A 16,146-nucleotide genomic window follows, 5' to 3' on the forward strand; every position below is an offset into this window, starting at 1 on the left:
GCCGCAAATCAAATTGCCGATCTTGTCGTCGACGAGCTGTTGCCCGGTCAGGACGGCGATCACACCCGGCATTTCCAGCGCCGCGGAGGAATCGATGCCTTTTACCTTCGCATGGGCATGTGGGCTGCGGATGAAATGGGCAAACGTCATGCCCACCAGCTTGATATCGTCGACGTAACGGCCCTTGCCGGTAATGAAGCGCTTGTCTTCCTTGCGCACCACGCTGGCGCCAATGCCTTCAACACCCATGTCCTGTCCTCCCTACCGGAGTTTGAAGTCCCGCCTTTTCCATCGAACGCGGCGGTCTCTTGTTGATGTGATCTAGTGGTCCGATTCCAACATTCGCATCCCTTCTCAGCGGTCACCTTTGCGAATGTTGGAATCAAAGGACCACTACAAAATAGACGTTTCTGGCGGAGTTCAGGGTTTGACATTCGCTCGACGAACCCGCGGCTGGGCGGGAAAGCGAATGTCAAACCCACTCCACCAGCCTTTCTGACGCCGAAGCCTTAACGGGCCTTGCAAGGCCCTGCAAGCGGCCCAAATGAGGTGCGGGTGCGGGGACTGGCGGCGTTGCAATTGGGCCGCTGGCCGCTATAGTCCGCGCCAAATTCGCCCCGGATCGGCCGGGCGCCAGCCGTAGCGCCTCTTCCCGGTCACTACCCGTTCCACGAGGATTGAACGAATGCTGATTACCCCTGCGTTTGCCCAGGCCGCGGCCGGCGGCGATGCCAACAGCATGTTGATGTCGCTGCTGCCGTTCGCGTTCATCTTCGTCATCATGTACTTCCTGATTCTGCGGCCGCAGCAGAAGAAGGTGCGCGATCACGCCGATCTCGTGAAGAATATCCGTCGCGGCGACACCGTCGTGACCTCGGGCGGCCTGGTCGGCAAGGTGACCAAGGTCGTGGATGATGATCAGATCGAATTCGAGATCTCGGATGGCGTTCGCGTGCGCCAGATGCGGCAGATGATCTCGGGCGTTCGTGCCAAAGGGGAGCCCGCCAAGGAAATTGGCAAGGACGAGGCCGCCGCGAGCTGAGCTTTCGGGCGCGCTTTCTTTCGGATCTGACGAGTTACTTCGATGCTTTATTTCACGCGGTGGAAAGCGCTGGCGATCATCCTCACGGCGCTGGTGGTGTGTCTGTGCGCGGTGCCGAATTTCTTCCCGGAAGCACGGGTCAAGACCTGGCCGCTCTGGGCGCAGCGTCATCTCGTGCTCGGCCTCGACCTCCAAGGCGGCTCTTATCTGCTGCTCGAAGTCGATTCCAACTACATCAAGAAAGAGAAGCTCGATCAGATCCGCGACGACGTGCGCCGCGTGTTGCGCGAAAACAGGATCGTCTACACCGGGCTCGTTGCGCGCAATGACGCGGTCGAAGTGCGTATCAGCAAGGATACCGACCTACCGCTGGCTCTAAGCAAATTGCGAGATCTCTCGCAGCCGCTCGGGGGACTGCTCGGCTCCAACGGGCAGCGTAGCCTAGAGGTCAGCGACGCCGGTAACGGCACGATCCGCTTGACGGTGCCTCCGGCGGCCGTCACTGAACGCATTCGTCAGACCATCGAGCAATCGATCCAGATCGTCGAAAAGCGCGTCAACGAACTTGGCACCGTCGAACCGGTGATCCAGCGCCAGGGCACCGACCGCATTCTGGTCCAGGTGCCCGGCTTGCAGGACCCGACGCGGCTGAAGGAACTGCTTGGCAAGACCGCCAAGATGGAGTTCCGCATGGTCGATGAGTCCGTGCTGCCGGATGCGGTCGCGCAAGGGAAGATTCCGCCGGAAGACGAACTGTTGGCGGAAGTCACGGGGCAGAAGCTCGCCATCAGGAAGCAGGTGCTGGTCTCGGGCGGCGATTTGAGCGACGCGCAGGCGGCGTTCGATCAGCGCAGCGGCGAGCCGGTCGTCAGCTTCAAATTCAATTCGTCCGGCGCGCGCAAATTCGCGACAGCCACTACCGAGGGCGTTGGTCAGCGTTTTGCCATCGTGCTCGACAATCAGGTGATCTCGGCTCCCGTCATCCGCGAACCGATCATCGGCGGGCAAGGCCAGATCTCCGGCAGTTTCACGGTCCAGTCTGCAAACGACCTCGCGATCCTGCTGCGCGCCGGCGCGTTGCCCGCGCCGTTGACGGTCATCGAGGAGCGTACCGTCGGTCCGGGCCTCGGCCAGGATTCGATCGAAAAGGGTGAACTCGCCGCTTATGTCGGGTCGATCCTGGTCGTCGTCTTCATGCTGGTGACGTATCGGCTGTTCGGTCTGTTCGCTAATATCGCCGTGGCCATCAACGTCGCTATGATCTTTGGCGTGCTGTCACTGCTCAATGCGACGCTGACGCTGCCCGGCATTGCCGGCATCGTGCTGACGGTCGGTATCGCCGTCGACTCCAACGTGCTGATCTACGAGCGCATCCGCGAAGAAATTCGCGGCGGACGCAACGCGATCTCGGCGATCGATGCCGGATTTAAACGCGCGCTCGCTACCATTCTAGATTCCAACATCACAACTTTCATTGCGGCCGCCGTGCTGTTCTACATCGGCACCGGTCCGGTCCGCGGTTTTGCCGTCACGCTTGGCATCGGCATTCTCACCACGGTTTTCACGGCGTTCACCTTGACCCGCCTGATCGTCGCCTGGTGGGTCCGCTGGAAGCGGCCGCAAAGCGTGCCGATCTGAGGGAAATGCGGCCGTGACTCACACCGTTCTGATTGGGCTTGGCATTTTGATCGTCGTGCTGACGGTCGTCAGCATTTTCGGGCTGATGCCGCCGCTGCGGATCGTCCCTGACAATACGCACTTCGATTTCACGCGTTTTCGCCGCATCAGCTTTCCGATCTCGGCGGCTCTGTCGATTGTCGCAATCACGCTGTTCTTCACCCATGGCCTGAATTTCGGCATCGACTTCAAGGGCGGTACGCTGATGGAAGTGCGCGCCAAGTCGGGCGCGGCCGATATTGCCGCAATGCGCACCTCGCTGAACGGTCTTGGTCTCGGCGAGGTCCAGTTGCAGCAATTCGGCACTCCGGCGGACGTGCTGATCCGTGTTGCTGAGCAGCCGGGCGGCGAGCAGGCGCAGCAGGAAGCCGTGCAGAAGGTGCGCGGGTCGCTCGGGGACTCGGTCGAATACCGGCGTGTGGAGGTGCTAGGAGCACGCGTATCGGGCGAGCTGCTCGCCTACGGCATGCTGGGCTTGATGCTCGCGATCGTCGGCATCCTGATCTATCTCTGGTTCCGCTTCGAGTGGCAGTTTGCGCTCGGCGCCATGATCGCCAACGTGCACGACATCGTGCTGACGATCGGCTTCATGTCAATCTCGCAGGTCGACTTCGATCTCACCAGTATCGCCGCGCTGCTTACCATTCTCGGTTATTCGCTGAACGACACCGTCGTGATTTACGACCGCATTCGCGAAATGCTGCGGCGGTACAAGAAAATGCCCATGCCCGCGTTGCTCAACGAATCCATCAATTCGACGTTGTCACGCTCCATCATCACTCACGTGACGGTGACGCTGGCACTGCTTGCGCTGCTGTTGTTCGGCGGCAACGCGATCCACAGCTTCACGGCCGTGATGATGTTCGGCGTCGTACTGGTCGGCACCTATACGTCGATCTTCATCGCAGCGCCGATCCTGATCTACCTCGGCGTCGGTACGAACCGCGCCGACGCGCCGGACACGCCTGCGAAGAAGTAGTAGCCGGTATGATCCCGACCCGGAGGCCCGCGTTAGCGCAAAGTGGAAGCCGGTTTTCGGACAAAGATCATGCCCAAACAACCCGCAGACCGCTCGGAAGCGCCACATCTGCCAAGGTCGGCATCGATCGATGCCTACGGCAAAGGCGGCTTCGCTTTTGCCGAGATGTCGCATCGGGGCTCGCTGCTTTGCCTGCCGGATGCGATCTGGGCCTGGCCGGTGACGAAGGCTTCCGAAATCGACGAGTTCACGCTGTCGCAGGTCCTTGCTGCGGCCAACATGATCGACACCTTGATCATCGGCACCGGAACCGAGGTTTGGGTGCCTCCGAACCGGCTGCGCGAGGCGTTTCGCACCGTTCACATCGGCCTCGACGCCATGCAGACCGGACCGGCTATCCGTACCTATAACATCATGTTCGGTGAGCGGCGGCGCGTGGCTGCGGCGCTGATCGCGGTACCATGAGCACGCCCGAGAACAAGGCCGCGGCCGACTACTGCGCCGAACAGGTGCGTACGCACGATTTTGTCCGCTATGCCTCCACCTTGTTTGTGCCACCGTCAGAACGGCGCGCGTTGCTTGCGCTTTATGCCTTCAACGTCGAGATTTGCCGCGTCCCCGCTCAGGTGAGCCAGCCGCTCCCCGGCGAAGTCCGCCTGCAATGGTGGCGAGACGTGCTGGCTGGCGAGGCCCATGGCGGCGCCGAGGGTAATCCGGTCGCCGCCGAATTGCTGCTTGCCGTCCGCAGCTACCGCTTGCCGGTCGAACGGCTTTCACGCCTGATCGAGGAACATCAGTTCGATCTCTACAACGATCCCATGCCGACCATGTCGGCGCTGGAAGGTTATCTCAACGATACGTCGGCCGCTTTGTTTTCACTCGCCGCGGCGATCCTGGCGCCGCCTTCCGCCGAGATCGACCATCTGGCGCGCCACGCCGGACTGGCACAAGGCGTCGTCCAGGTCATGGCTTCGTTGCCGCTCGACGCCTCGCAGCGGCGGTCGTTTGTGCCGCAGCAGGTGCTGACCGAACACGGCTGCAATCTGGAGGACCTGTTTGCAGGCAAGCAAACGCCGGCGCTGCGCGAGGCACTCAACGACGTGCTGGACGCTGCGCGGACGCATCTCGACACCGCCTTCGCGTTGCTGGGATCGATCGCGCCGGAAGTCAGGCCAGCTTTTCTGCCGCTGGCCCACGTCAAGCGCGATCTCGCTGTCTTGAGGAGGGCCGACAACGATCCCTTCGTGGTGCGGCCGGCATCGCGATTGGCGACGTTGTGGACTTTATGGCGCGCCTCGCGCTCGCGCGCGTTCGTCGGCTGATCGATTGAGATCCGCTGCTTCGAAATTGAAGCGGTCGCGGAGATTTTTCCGGGAATCAAGAATAGTCCGCAAGAAGGTCCGGTCAGGTTCGTCCGTGACCATGGTCTCGATCAGGTCGAGCTGGTTGGTCGCCACCAGTTGCAGGAGCTCGATGCGTGGCTTGCCGGCGGCATCGCGCGGCAGCGCTTTGACAACCTGAATGTGCTCGGGCGGCTTGGGTCCGCGGGCAGCTGCGAGCGTGTCCTTCAACTCGTTTTCGAGTGCGCTTTGGTCGGATTCGACGAAGGCATAAAGCCCAACGCCGACGCGGCGGTCGGGGAAGGCGACGATGGCCGCGTCGCGGACCGCCGGATTCTTCCTGATCTCCTGCATCAGCACCGGTGCGTCGTTGACGAGGCGCCGGCCTCCGCCTTCGCGGTCGGTGAAATTGAAGAGGCCGCGTGTAATGGCCTGATAGACCTTCTTGCCGGTCTTCAGCCACAGGCTTGCAGCCAGCGACTTCCGGGCGAGGATCTGACGCTCTTTCGGCGTCAAAGCCTGCGGCGCGTAGCTGCGCTTGTGCTTCAACAGATGGCGGATGTCTTCATAGGCCAGGATGCGGAACAACCAGCTGCGCCTGTTGAAGCAGGCTGCAAGTTGAAAGTCCGTGAGATAGGCGCGGCCGTCGCGCCCAACCAGCCAGTTCTGTTCCTTGGCGAGGTCGTTATGGCAGACGCCGGCGCGATGCAGCCGCCGCAGCGCCGCTTTGGCCGAATGGAAGTAGGCGACATTTCCAGCCGGCTTGACCAGATGCAACGCCACACCGTCGATGAAGCCGCGCACCAAGGCCTGCCGACCGGCCCATAGCAGCGGCGGCCCGACTTCGAGATCGCGCACCAAGGCCAGGGCATGGCGCTCGCGGCGGAACAAATGCCGTGCGAGCAAATACGACCACCACGGCACCTGATCGATCCGGCGCAGGATCGCCTCAACTTCTCCGCCCGCCTGACGGAAGCGGCCGCGCTCAACGGACGAGAACACGTCGCGTTTGAGCAGAACGCCTTCGGTCCATTGCGCCGACAGGATTGCGGCGTCGTCTTTTGGCAAACTCATGATGGTCACGCTGCCGCGGCGAGCCGCAAATGATCTGATATCCAGAGATCGATATCGGCCAACGCACGGGCGCTCAGCGCCTGACGTTTGGCGATCGCTTTTTCGTTGCCGCGCAGACGCGTGCCGTCTGGCTTTCGGGTCGGCGGATTCGCGAGCAGCGGGAAAAGTCCGAAATTGACATTCATCGGCTGGAATGAGCGGGGGCCGTTGTCGATCGTCTCGATGTGGCCGCCGGTGATATGCCCGAGCAACGATCCCAAGGCGGTTGTCGGGGGCGGCGGCGGCAGTTCACGGCCCCGCGCATTCGCCGCCGCGAAAAGACCCGCGATCAGGCCGATCCCCGCGGATTCGACGTAGCCTTCACAGCCGGTCATCTGGCCCGCAAAGCGCAGGCGGGGCGCTGCCTTCAGGCGTAGCTGCAGATCGAGCACTTTCGGCGAATTGAGGAACGTGTTGCGATGCAGACCGCCGAGGCGGGCGAACTCGGCGTTTTCGAGACCCGAAATCATCCGGAAGATGCGCTGTTGCGCGCCATACTTTAGCTTGGTCTGGAAACCGACCATATTGTAGAGCGTGCCAAGCTTGTTGTCTTGCCGCAGCTGCACGATCGCATAGGCCTTCACAGTTGGATTGTGCGGGTTAGTCAACCCAACGGGTTTCATCGGGCCGTGACGCAGCGTCTCGACACCACGCTCGGCCATCACCTCGATCGGAAGGCATCCGTCGAAATAGGGCGTGTTGGTTTCCCAGTCCTTGAAGTCGGTCTTTTCGCCGGCAATCAACGCCGCGACGAATGCGTCATACTGTTCTTTGGTCAGCGGACAATTGATGTAGTCGGCTCCGGTGCCGCCGGGGCCCACCTTGTCGTAGCGCGACTGGAACCACGCCTTCGTCATGTCGATGCTGTCGCGATGCACGATCGGCGCGATCGCATCGAAAAACGCCAGCGCATTTTCATCCGTCAACGAGCGGATCGCGTCAGCCAACGGCGCCGAGGTGAGCGGACCTGTCGCGACAATGACGTTGCTCCAATCAGCAGGCGGCAGGCCTTGGACTTCGCCGCGCCTGAGCTCGATCAGCGGGTGATCCGCGAGCGCCTTGGTCACCGCGGCGGAAAAGCCGTCGCGGTCGACGGCGAGCGCGCCACCGGCTGGAACCTGGTTGGCGTCGGCCGCGCGCATGATGAGCGACCCGAGCCGGCGCATCTCGGCGTGCAGCAGACCTACGGCATTGTTGGCGGCATCATCGGAGCGAAACGAATTCGAACAGACGAGCTCAGCTAACCCCTCCGTTCGGTGCGCCTCCGTCATCCGCTGCGGGCGCATCTCGTGAAGGATGACGCGAACGCCAGCGGTGGCCGCCTGCCAAGCCGCTTCCGAGCCGGCAAGGCCGCCGCCGATGATGTGAATGGGTTCCGATGAAGAGGTGCCTGTCATGCGGCAGAGACGTAGCGCGTTTCGACACCAAGTGGAATGCGCGGCGTCCCGTTACAGACGACAACGCCCGCCGAGAGGCGGGCGATATCGGTTCTAAACTCGGCGGCTTGGATCAGCCGTTGTAATTGCCGGCCGCAACGCGCGGAATGTCCGAGCGGTCGAGACCGATGTCGGCCAGTTCCCGATCGCTGAGCTGGGACAGTTCGGCGACGTTGCGTTGATAATCGCGGAACGCCTGGATCATTCGGATGAGCGAGAGCAGCATGGTAGTCTCCTTGAATTCCTGATTCAGCGTTTAAGTTCCCGCTGAATCGTTGGTACGAATATAGAGGCCTATACCGCACTGCAGAAGTCAAAATGCTGCGATGCAGCTAATCCATAGGCGCATGGCTAAGTAAGAATTGATTAAAGGTTCGCGCCAAGGCCGATCCGATTGATGCCGAGCGAGCTGCCATGGCAACCGTCAGTCGCCACGTGATTCGCTGGAAACGATGATTTTACCCGAAAATCGCTGGCTTTTGGGCGGAAGAGATCGCTAGCTGTACTGGTCTATGCATGAGCCAGTTGCATGACATTAAATGAATCAAAAATCACTTTATAAATCAAGGTTGCCGCGCGAGCTGGGCTGCGAAATAGGCGACGGTTCGAGAGTAGACGTCACTCTTGTTCCACTCCTGAAGCACCGGGAAATTTGGACTGCCGGGCTGCCAGTCCTTGCCCTTTTGCCAACCATGGCTCTGCAGGAAGTTGGCAGTCGAGGCCAGCACGTCGGGCGGGCTCTTCAGGAGATCGCGGCGACCGTTGGAGTCAAAATCGACAGCAAACTTGATGTAGTTCGAAGGCATGAATTGCGTCTGGCCGATTTCGCCGGCCCAGGCGCCGCGCATTTCGCTTGGCGTCAGATCGCCGCGGTCGATGATGCGCAGCGCATCCAGCAGCTCGCCGCGGAACATCTCGGCTCGGCGGCAGTCATAGGCGAGCGTTGCCAACGAACGCAGCGTTGGGAACTTTCCGATATTGACCCCGAAATCGGTTTCGAGGCCCCAGATCGCAACCAGCACTTCGCCAGGCACGCCGTAGGTTTCTTCGATGCGAGACAGCACCGATCCGTACTGTTTCAGCATGTTGGCGCCGCGCGTCAGCCGTGGCGGCACCATACGGCCGGAAAACTCCTCGAAGCTCTGGCTGAAGACCTTCTGGGAGTGATCACGCGACAGTACGCTCTGATCGAGCGTGATGCCGTTCAGGCTTGACGCGATGGTTGCCTGAGAGACTCCCTTTGACGCAGCCTCGGCCTTGAATTCATCCAACCAAGTCTGGAAATTGCCGGCGCCGCATGGCACCGCCGCGTCCGCTGCCGTTGTCGCCAAGACCAAGCCTGCCGCGAGGGCGCAACCGAAAAATCGCTGATATCGCAACTGAATCGCCTTCCGCGCTGGAGAAAGGATCGGCGATATGTCAGGCGCAACCGCGGCCAAAACAAGGCTTGCGCTGTATCGCGCGGCATGAGTGACGGACCGCCGGCGAACCGTCAACCGGCAGTCCGGTCATTTTTGACCAAGCGTTGTCGTTTTGATCAAGCTCCATCTTTGCGGCGCCACGGGAACAGGTTGGCCGGGAAATCTGCGGCCGGACGTTTTTCACGCGGCGGACGCGGTGGAAGCGGGCGTTGGTACGGATCTGGCGCGATTACCTTGCGATAGAGATGCCAGGTGGCGTGACCGAGCAGGGGGATAACGATGGCAAGCCCCAGGAACAGCGGGATCGATCCCGCCACCAGGAGCGCCGCCACGATCAAACCCCAAGCCGCCATCGTCATGGGATTGGCGGCCACGACGCGAAGCGAGGTCACCATCGCTTCCCCGGCGCTGGCATGCCGATCGAGCATCAGCGGGAAGGAGATCACGCTGATGCACAGCGCAACCAGTGCGAACAGGAAGCCGACGCCGCATCCGACCACGATCAGCCACCAACCTTGTGGGGTGGTCAGCACGCGCCGGACAAAATCGGGAATCTCGGCGGCGGATGCGTAGCCGAAGGTCGCCACATAGATCGCCTGCGCAACCGCAATCCAGGTCACGAACAGGGCGAGCAGCAGCGTTCCCAGACCGAGCATGGCGCCAAAGGAGGGCGAGGAAAACACGTCAAGAGCATCCCAGGCGGACGCATGCAGGCCAAGTTCGCGCCGACGACTGAGTTCGTAAAGCCCGAGCGCTGCAAACGGACCGAGCAGCGCGAAACCCGCGGCCAGCGGAAACAGCAACGGCAACACCGAATAGCCGAGCACCGCGCGGGCGAGGCCAAGCCCGAGGATCGGGTAGATCACGCAGAGGATGATTGCGTGGCTGGGGACTTCCTTGAAATCCTCCCAGCCGCGCCGTAGCGCATCGTGCAGATCGGATAGGCCGATCCGCCGGATGACGGGACCCGCGGTCTCCTGCGCTGGCTGGGCCAGCGAAGGGGCGTTGCCTTGATATGGAGTGGCCATGGTCGCAATCTCCCTTGACGCAGCGGGCCTTTTTCGGCGTCAAAAAGGGGCGCTCGGGACCGTCCGCGAAAACGATCGCGATCAAGGCCAGACGCGAAGGAAACCAGACCTGGCCATGTCGCGAACTGATGCGACGATGGTACTCCGATTTGCGCTTATTGTCTCTCACGCTTGGGTGACGCTGACGGCCAGAGTCCAGTATCCCAACATTCGTCTCAATTTGAACGGTTTGGCCGTCGCCGATTGGCGATGCGGAAGGAAGGTCGAACGCCGCTTGTCCCGGTCTTCCCCGAACGATGCGAACGCGCACCGGATTTTCATTTCCGCTTCGGCATCGCGCCGCCGCGAAGCCGAGGCGATGTTGACCGCTGACATGACGCGCGCCCGGTAAAGCGGTGTTCTCGACTCGCTCCTTTCTTGTCATTCCGCCGTCATTGCGCCGTAGTTCAGTCAAACGGTTGCAGGCGGTCCGCATTGGCAATGGTTGTCAGGCGAACCAGGTTTTGCGCCGCGGTTGGGTTGCTGCCGGCATTTGTGGATAATCTTCACGTCTTTACACGGATCCTACGAGACATCAGGGAGTGAGCGATGAGCATTTTCGGGAAAATCATGAGCGCGATCTTCGGCTCCTCGGCCAGTGCGACCCCGGCAAGCGGTGGCGCTGCCGCGCCGGCTGCGGGCGGAACGACCTCGTCGGGCAGCGCCTCGGCCGCACCTGCCGCGCAGACCGTCGACGTCGCGGCGATCCTGGACAAGGCGGTCGCAGCGCAGAAGGAAAAACTGGAATGGCGCACCTCGATCGTCGACCTGATGAAGGCGCTCAACATCGATTCCAGCCTCTCCGCGCGCAAGGAGCTTGCCCACGAACTCGGCTATACCGGCGACACCAATGATTCCGCGAGCATGAACATCTGGCTGCACAAACAGATGATGGCCAAGCTGGCCGCGAACGGCGGCAAGCTGCCCTCCGACGTCAAGTGGTGAGCTGATTTTCACGAGGTGATAAAGGCCCGCGGTTGCGCGGGCCTTTTTCATGCCCGTTTTCCAGTCCCCGTGACTTGCCGCGCCGCGGTGTTGAGCGGTAGATAGCTCCGCAAGATCAAGAATATCAGGAGCACGCGAATGGAAATCGTCGACCGCAGGACCCTTCTGGCTACCGGTGCATTGGCGCTCGCCGGCACCAGCGCCGCAAGCCGTCCGGCCGAGGCGCAGTCCGGGCCGAAACCGGTGTTCGACGTGCCCGCCGTGACCATCCCGATCGCGGGAGAGAAAGAGGTCTTTCCGGTGCGCCGTATCTACTGCATCGGGCGCAACTACGCGGCCCACGCGATCGAGCGCGGCTCCGATCCGACCCGCGAACCGCCGTTCTTCTTCCAGAAGCCGACCGATGCGATCCAGTTTGTTGCGCCCGGCACCGTCGTCGAGCATCCCTATCCCTCGTTGACCAAGAACTACCACCACGAGGTCGAGCTCGTCGCGGCGCTGAAATCCGGCGGCACCAACATCGCGCCGGAGAAGGCGCTCGATCACGTCTACGGCTACGCGCTCGGTCTCGACATGACGCGGCGGGACCTGCAGAACGGCATGGCCGCCGAGAAGAAGCCGTGGGAGATCGGCAAGAGCTTCGATCATGCTGCTGTGATCGGGCCGATCCATCCCGTCGCCAAGACCGGACACTTCACCAAGGGCGCGATCTCGCTTGCCGTCAACGGCAACGTCCGCCAGTCCTCCGATCTGGACAAGATGATCTGGAGCGTGGCCGAGCAGATCGCCAAACTCTCCGAAGCATTCGAGCTGAAGGCCGGCGATATCATCTATTCCGGCACGCCGGAAAACGTCGGTCCGGTCGTCAAGGGCGATGTGCTGCTCTGCAAGCTCGACGGCTTGCCGGACATGTCGATCCGGATCGTGTGAGGGGACCACAAGTTCCTGATCACCCGACCATGTCGGCATATTCCGGATGCTTGCGCAGGTAGTCGACGACGAAGCTGCATCCCGCGATCACCTTGCGTCCATCGGCCCGGATCAGCGCCAGCGCGCCGGTGACCAGTTCTGAGGCGATGCCGCGTCCGCGCAAGGCGCGTGGCGTCTCGGTATGCGTGATGATCACGGCCGCAGGCGTCAGCCGGTAATTGGCAAAGGCGAGATCGCCTTCGACATCGAGTTCGAACCGGCTCAGCGCCTTGTTGTCGCGGACGGTTGCCATCACAAGGAGTCAGCCCGCAAGCAGATCGGCATATTCACTGTGCTTGCCGATATAGGCTTTGACGAACGGACACTCCGCAATGACCTTCAAGCCGTCAGCGCGCACCTGGTCCAGCGCTCCCTTCACCAGCGCCGAGCCGACACCCTTTCCGCCCAGTTCAGGTGGAACTTCGGTGTGGACGAAGGTGATGACGCCATCGGATACCTTGTAATAGGTCGCGGCGAGATGGCCTTCGACCGTGAGTTCATAGCGATGTTGCGCCTTGTTGTTGATAACGTCTGTCATTGATTATCTGTGTCCCGGCCTTGCCAATTGAGTACCAACTGGTGCGACGAATTTGAAGTTCCTATCAGACTTCGCCGCGCATTGGCGATAGCAGGAGCCGATATCATGCGAACTTCGGAATCAGCGCTCCGGCCATTAACAAATCAATCGAAATCTGGTTCAAGTTCGACCGCCTGACGAACCAGCTCAAAGGATTGGCTCATGAAACTCATTCTCTCGCTGATCGGTGTTGTCCTTCTCATTGTTGCAGCGGTCTATTTCCTGATGCCGGCCGATCAGCTGCCGAGCTTCATGCCGGGCCATGAAGCCGGCGTGGCGCGCGTGCACACCAAGCATGGCATTGTCGCTGGCGCCGCCGGCATCGTGCTCCTGGTCGCCGGCTGGTGGCTCGGCCGTAGGTGAGCGGCGGTCGCCCATAGCGCCGCGCGAGTTTCAGTTTCCGTCATGCCCGGCCTTGTGCCGGGCATCCACGTCTTTTCTACAGCTTCGGAAGACGTGGATGGCCGGGACAAGCCCGGCCATGACAGCTCATGTTCATCATCGTCTATTCGAATTCCAAATAGCCACGCCTGCGCGTTGCCGCGGCGCTGACGCGTCCGGATCATGCGAAGGGAGACCCTCGGAAAGAAGAGGGCGCAGGAAACGCCGGGTGCTGGCCACACCCGCAGCCTCGCGTGCAAGAAAAAAGCACACGAGTTAGTCACCACAGGTAAGGCCGGATCATCCGGCGTTTCCTGCGCGAATGGTTTTACGGTTTCCTTCGTGCTCGCCCCGGAGACCGGGCTTGTTGTCTCCGTCGCCGGGGTGCGATGCGTTAGCATCGTCACCGGCTTGATCTCAGCGTCGGGAGATCAGGCCCACACGACTTCGCCGTCCGCAACAATCGCGCTCGTCTCGCGCGCTGTCGCGTCCATCGCATCCCGCACCCAACGTTCGTGACGATCGCGATACGCCCCTCTGTCTGAGGGCGCGGGACGCGCGGAGAAATGCTTCTGATTTGCCCGACGCCGCAAGCACGAGGGCCTGCGGCAGATTGGCACGACGGGCAAATCACCACGCCAGGTGTTTTGGCGTTGTCAACACACGTTCAAATGAGCACACCGCGCCGCGCGACGATTTTGCGGCGCCTCAACCGTTTCCCTTTTTCGACTCATTTTCGCCCGCCGACTCAAATTCAGTCTGTCGCCATCGACGATGCGCGGACTGGGGCGATTCGCGCATAAGCACTTGCCGCGCCCCGCCAGTTGTAAGGTGGAGGCGAACGGGTCTCATGGATGCAGTTGCGCGGACCAAGCCCAAGCCGATTCGCCTGCGAGGGCGATCTTATGTCGCTTTCGTGTTCTTTCCCGTTGTTCCCATCATCGAGTGGCTCGAGGAGATCGACGTCACGCTGCGTCAATCGCCGGGCTTTTTCGCCGGCAAGCCGGTGGTGCTGGATCTCTCCGCGGTCGACCTCAGCGAGAACGCGATCACGCAGCTCGTGTCCAGCGTCGAACAGCGCGGGCTTCGCGTACTTGGAATCGAAGGCGTTGATGCCGCGCGGCTTTCTCCAAGCCTGCCGCCGCTCTTGATCGGCGGCCGCTCGTGCGCGGTCTCGCAGGAGCAACCGAAGAAGAAGATTGAAGCCAAGCCGAAGGCGGCGTCACTGTTGCTCGACAGCCAGGTTCGCTCCGGCCAATCGGTCGTGTTTCCGGATGGCGACATCACCGTCGTCGGCTCGGTGTCATCGGGCGCGGAGATCGTCGCCGGCGGTTCCATTCATGTCTATGGCACGCTGCGCGGCCGTGCGATGGCCGGGATCAACGGCAATCTGGGCGCGCGGATCTACTGCCAGAAAATCGAAGCTGAACTGCTCGCGATCGACGGTTACTACCGAACTGCGGAAGAAATCGATGCCGCCGCCTACAGCGGACCAACGCAGGTCTGGCTCGATGGCGACGTCGTCCAAATCACACCATTGAATTAATGGCTTGGGAGAAAGAAAGAATGGCCAAAGTCCTGGTCGTGACGTCCGGCAAAGGCGGCGTCGGCAAGACCACCACCACCGCGGCACTCGGTGCCACGCTCGCGCAAATGGGTGAAAAGGTCGTCGTCGTCGACTTTGACGTCGGACTGCGCAACCTCGATCTCATTCTCGGTGCCGAACGGCGCGTGGTGTTCGACTTCATCAACGTGGTGCAGGGCATCGCCAATCTTTCGCAGGCCCTCATTCGTGACAAGCGCCTGGAGAATTTGTGGCTGCTGCCGGCCTCGCAAACCCGCGACAAGGATGCGTTGACGGACGAAGGCGTCAGCAAGGTGATCGCGGAATTGCGCACCAAGTTCGACTGGATCATCTGCGACAGTCCCGCCGGTATCGAGCGTGGCGCGATGCTGGCGATGCGTTATGCGGACGAGGCCATCGTCGTCACCAATCCTGAAGTGTCCTCGGTGCGCGATTCCGACCGCATCATCGGCATGCTCGATTCCAAGACGGTGCGGGCCGAGAAGGGCGAGCAGGTGGCCAAGCATCTCTTGATCACCCGGTTCGACACTGCGCGGGCGGCGCGCGGCGAGATGCTGTCGATCGAGGACGTGCTGGATATTCTGGCGACGCCCCTGATGGGCATCATTCCCGAGAGCCAGGACGTGCTGCGCGCTTCCAACGTCGGCTCGCCGGTGACGCTCAACGACTCCAGCAGCGCGCCGGCGCGCGCCTATATCGATGCCGCGCGCCGGTTGAGGGGCGAGACCATTCCGATGACGGTGCCGGAGGCGCGAAAGGGCCTGATGGACCGCCTGCTTGGACGGAGGGCTGCATGATGGGTTTGCGGCTGTTCGGCGGCGGCCGCGCTGCGCCCGTTGCCACCGTTGCGAGCGCCCCGGTCGCGCGGGAGCGCTTGCAGATTCTGCTGGCGCACGAACGAGGCATGCGCGGACAACCTGATTTGCTGGAGCTGTTGCGGACCGAGATTCTGGCGGTGGTGTCCCGCCATGTCTCGTTCGATCCGGAAAAGCTCCAGATCAAGATGGATCGCGGCCACCTCGTCTCGATGCTCGAGATCGACATCGAGGTGCCAAATGAGGCGCGTCCGGCGGCCGTGGCCTGACGCGGCGGCTATGACCGCCGCTCAGAGCGCACCGAGTGCCTTCAGTTCGGTCCGTGCGCTTTCGTAGTGGATCAGGTCCTTCTGGCAGCCCGCAACCACCGGCTTGAACAGCCGCGCGGCATCGTCCTTCCTGCCTTGTTCCAGCAGGAACTCCCCGGCGTAGAAACCGGCCTCGCACATCTGGACGGCGCGAACGTCGGCATTGGAGTTATCGGCGGCGGCGAGCAGTGCCTCGGGCGTGAGTTGGCCGAGATAGAGGCGCACGATGGGCGCTGGCCAGACCGTCATGTCGAACTGCTTGGCCTCTTCCGACAGGCGGCTATTGACCTTGGCGCGCTTGCTGGCGATTTCGAGCCAGAGCGCCGGGTAGAAATTCTTTGGGGTCATGTCGGCCGCCTGGTTCAGGTCGGCCAGCGCCATCGGCATGGCGCCGGTCAAAACCGCAAGGTGGCCGCGCGAAAAGATCGCGGCCCAGTTTTTCGGGTCGAGCTGGAGCGCCTGGCTGTAGTCGGCGGTCGCCGCGGCAAAGT

19 protein-coding genes and 2 pseudogenes are annotated in these 16,146 nt (G+C 61.8%); 12 read left to right on the plus strand and 9 right to left on the minus strand.

Annotated elements, in window-relative coordinates; translation table 11 throughout:
• Nucleotides 1-249, minus strand: a pseudogene (locus VFL62_RS11955) (xanthine dehydrogenase family protein molybdopterin-binding subunit); the annotation flags it as partial.
• 436 nt (nt 250-685) lie between these two features.
• Between VFL62_RS11955 and yajC the strand changes: the two are divergent.
• The 5 genes from yajC (at nt 686) to VFL62_RS11980 (ending at nt 5,020) form a co-directional block, all read left to right on the plus strand.
• Nucleotides 686-1,042, plus strand: a complete 357-nt coding sequence (gene yajC / locus VFL62_RS11960) for a preprotein translocase subunit YajC (RefSeq protein ID WP_325172586.1) — start codon at nt 686-688, stop codon at nt 1,040-1,042.
• 42 nt (nt 1,043-1,084) lie between these two features.
• Complete coding sequence (gene secD / locus VFL62_RS11965) at nt 1,085-2,680, plus strand: protein translocase subunit SecD (RefSeq protein WP_325172587.1); 1,596 nt, start codon at nt 1,085-1,087, stop codon at nt 2,678-2,680.
• A 13-nt stretch (nt 2,681-2,693) separates the two neighbouring features.
• The gene (gene secF, locus VFL62_RS11970) at nt 2,694-3,698 is read left to right on the plus strand and encodes a protein translocase subunit SecF (protein ID WP_325172588.1); all 1,005 of its coding nucleotides are present in this window, start codon (nt 2,694-2,696) and stop codon (nt 3,696-3,698) included.
• Nucleotides 3,699-3,767: 69 nt separating this feature from the next.
• Nucleotides 3,768-4,163, plus strand: a complete 396-nt coding sequence (locus VFL62_RS11975) for an Mth938-like domain-containing protein (RefSeq protein WP_325172589.1) — start codon at nt 3,768-3,770, stop codon at nt 4,161-4,163.
• Nucleotides 4,160-5,020 (plus strand): phytoene/squalene synthase family protein, encoded by an 861-nt coding sequence (locus tag VFL62_RS11980; RefSeq protein WP_325172590.1) that lies wholly within the window; start codon nt 4,160-4,162, stop codon nt 5,018-5,020. The genes VFL62_RS11975 and VFL62_RS11980 overlap by 4 nt, the downstream gene beginning before the upstream one ends.
• Here VFL62_RS11980 and VFL62_RS11985 read toward each other — a convergent pair.
• The 5 genes from VFL62_RS11985 to VFL62_RS12005 form a co-directional block, all read right to left on the minus strand.
• A complete protein-coding gene (locus tag VFL62_RS11985; RefSeq protein WP_325172591.1) occupies nt 4,982-6,112 on the minus strand; it encodes an AMP-binding enzyme in 1,131 nt (376 codons plus the stop codon). The genes VFL62_RS11980 and VFL62_RS11985 overlap by 39 nt on opposite strands.
• Before the next feature lie 5 nt (nt 6,113-6,117).
• Nucleotides 6,118-7,548: a methylenetetrahydrofolate--tRNA-(uracil(54)-C(5))-methyltransferase (FADH(2)-oxidizing) TrmFO gene (gene trmFO / locus VFL62_RS11990; RefSeq protein ID WP_325172592.1), complete on the minus strand. Its 1,431-nt coding sequence runs from the start codon at nt 7,546-7,548 to the stop codon at nt 6,118-6,120.
• Nucleotides 7,549-7,660: 112 nt separating this feature from the next.
• On the minus strand, nt 7,661-7,813 hold the full coding sequence (locus VFL62_RS11995; protein ID WP_072824413.1) for a DUF1127 domain-containing protein: 153 nt from the start codon (nt 7,811-7,813) through the stop codon (nt 7,661-7,663).
• Nucleotides 7,814-8,150: 337 nt separating this feature from the next.
• Entirely contained in the window at nt 8,151-8,924 is a 774-nt protein-coding gene (locus VFL62_RS12000; RefSeq protein ID WP_325172593.1) for a lytic murein transglycosylase, read from the minus strand.
• Between the two features lie 200 nt (nt 8,925-9,124).
• Nucleotides 9,125-10,036, minus strand: a complete 912-nt coding sequence (locus VFL62_RS12005; RefSeq protein ID WP_325172594.1) for a DUF2189 domain-containing protein — start codon at nt 10,034-10,036, stop codon at nt 9,125-9,127.
• Between VFL62_RS12005 and VFL62_RS12010 the strand changes: the two genes are divergently transcribed.
• The 3 genes from VFL62_RS12010 (at nt 10,035) to VFL62_RS12020 (ending at nt 11,950) form a co-directional block, all read left to right on the plus strand.
• Entirely contained in the window at nt 10,035-10,427 is a 393-nt protein-coding gene (locus VFL62_RS12010; protein ID WP_325172595.1) for a hypothetical protein, read from the plus strand. The genes VFL62_RS12005 and VFL62_RS12010 overlap by 2 nt on opposite strands.
• Nucleotides 10,428-10,624: 197 nt before the next feature.
• Complete coding sequence (locus VFL62_RS12015; protein ID WP_325172596.1) at nt 10,625-11,020, plus strand: DUF3597 domain-containing protein; 396 nt, start codon at nt 10,625-10,627, stop codon at nt 11,018-11,020.
• 138 nt (nt 11,021-11,158) lie between these two features.
• The gene (locus VFL62_RS12020; protein ID WP_325172597.1) at nt 11,159-11,950 is read left to right on the plus strand and encodes a fumarylacetoacetate hydrolase family protein; all 792 of its coding nucleotides are present in this window, start codon (nt 11,159-11,161) and stop codon (nt 11,948-11,950) included.
• Nucleotides 11,951-11,969: 19 nt separating this feature from the next.
• Here VFL62_RS12020 and VFL62_RS12025 read toward each other — a convergent pair whose 3' ends face one another.
• Together VFL62_RS12025 and VFL62_RS12030 are read right to left on the minus strand one after the other, a co-directional pair.
• Nucleotides 11,970-12,242: a GNAT family N-acetyltransferase gene (locus tag VFL62_RS12025; RefSeq protein ID WP_325172598.1), complete on the minus strand. Its 273-nt coding sequence runs from the start codon at nt 12,240-12,242 to the stop codon at nt 11,970-11,972.
• Nucleotides 12,243-12,251: 9 nt separating this feature from the next.
• Nucleotides 12,252-12,527, minus strand: a complete 276-nt coding sequence (locus VFL62_RS12030; protein ID WP_325172599.1) for a GNAT family N-acetyltransferase — start codon at nt 12,525-12,527, stop codon at nt 12,252-12,254.
• A 201-nt stretch (nt 12,528-12,728) separates the two neighbouring features.
• Here VFL62_RS12030 and VFL62_RS12035 point away from each other — a divergent pair, with 201 nt between their 5' ends.
• The 4 genes from VFL62_RS12035 (at nt 12,729) to minE (ending at nt 15,616) form a co-directional block, all read left to right on the plus strand.
• A complete protein-coding gene (locus VFL62_RS12035) occupies nt 12,729-12,929 on the plus strand; it encodes a hypothetical protein (RefSeq protein WP_325172600.1) in 201 nt (66 codons plus the stop codon).
• Nucleotides 12,930-13,797: 868 nt separating this feature from the next.
• The gene (gene minC, locus VFL62_RS12040; protein ID WP_325172601.1) at nt 13,798-14,493 is read left to right on the plus strand and encodes a septum site-determining protein MinC; all 696 of its coding nucleotides are present in this window, start codon (nt 13,798-13,800) and stop codon (nt 14,491-14,493) included.
• A 20-nt stretch (nt 14,494-14,513) separates the two neighbouring features.
• On the plus strand, nt 14,514-15,329 hold the full coding sequence (gene minD / locus VFL62_RS12045; RefSeq protein ID WP_325172602.1) for a septum site-determining protein MinD: 816 nt from the start codon (nt 14,514-14,516) through the stop codon (nt 15,327-15,329).
• Nucleotides 15,326-15,616 carry a cell division topological specificity factor MinE gene (minE, locus tag VFL62_RS12050; protein ID WP_325172603.1) on the plus strand — a complete coding sequence of 97 codons (291 nt, stop codon included), beginning with the start codon at nt 15,326-15,328 and terminating at the stop codon, nt 15,614-15,616. Before minD ends, minE begins: the two co-directional genes overlap by 4 nt.
• Before the next feature lie 21 nt (nt 15,617-15,637).
• Here the strand turns inward: minE and VFL62_RS12055 are convergent.
• Nucleotides 15,638-16,146 (minus strand): annotated as a pseudogene (locus VFL62_RS12055) (hypothetical protein); the annotation flags it as partial.

The sequence above is a fragment of the Bradyrhizobium sp. genome (assembly GCF_035701725.1).
In the GTDB taxonomy this organism is placed as follows: domain Bacteria; phylum Pseudomonadota; class Alphaproteobacteria; order Rhizobiales; family Xanthobacteraceae; genus Bradyrhizobium.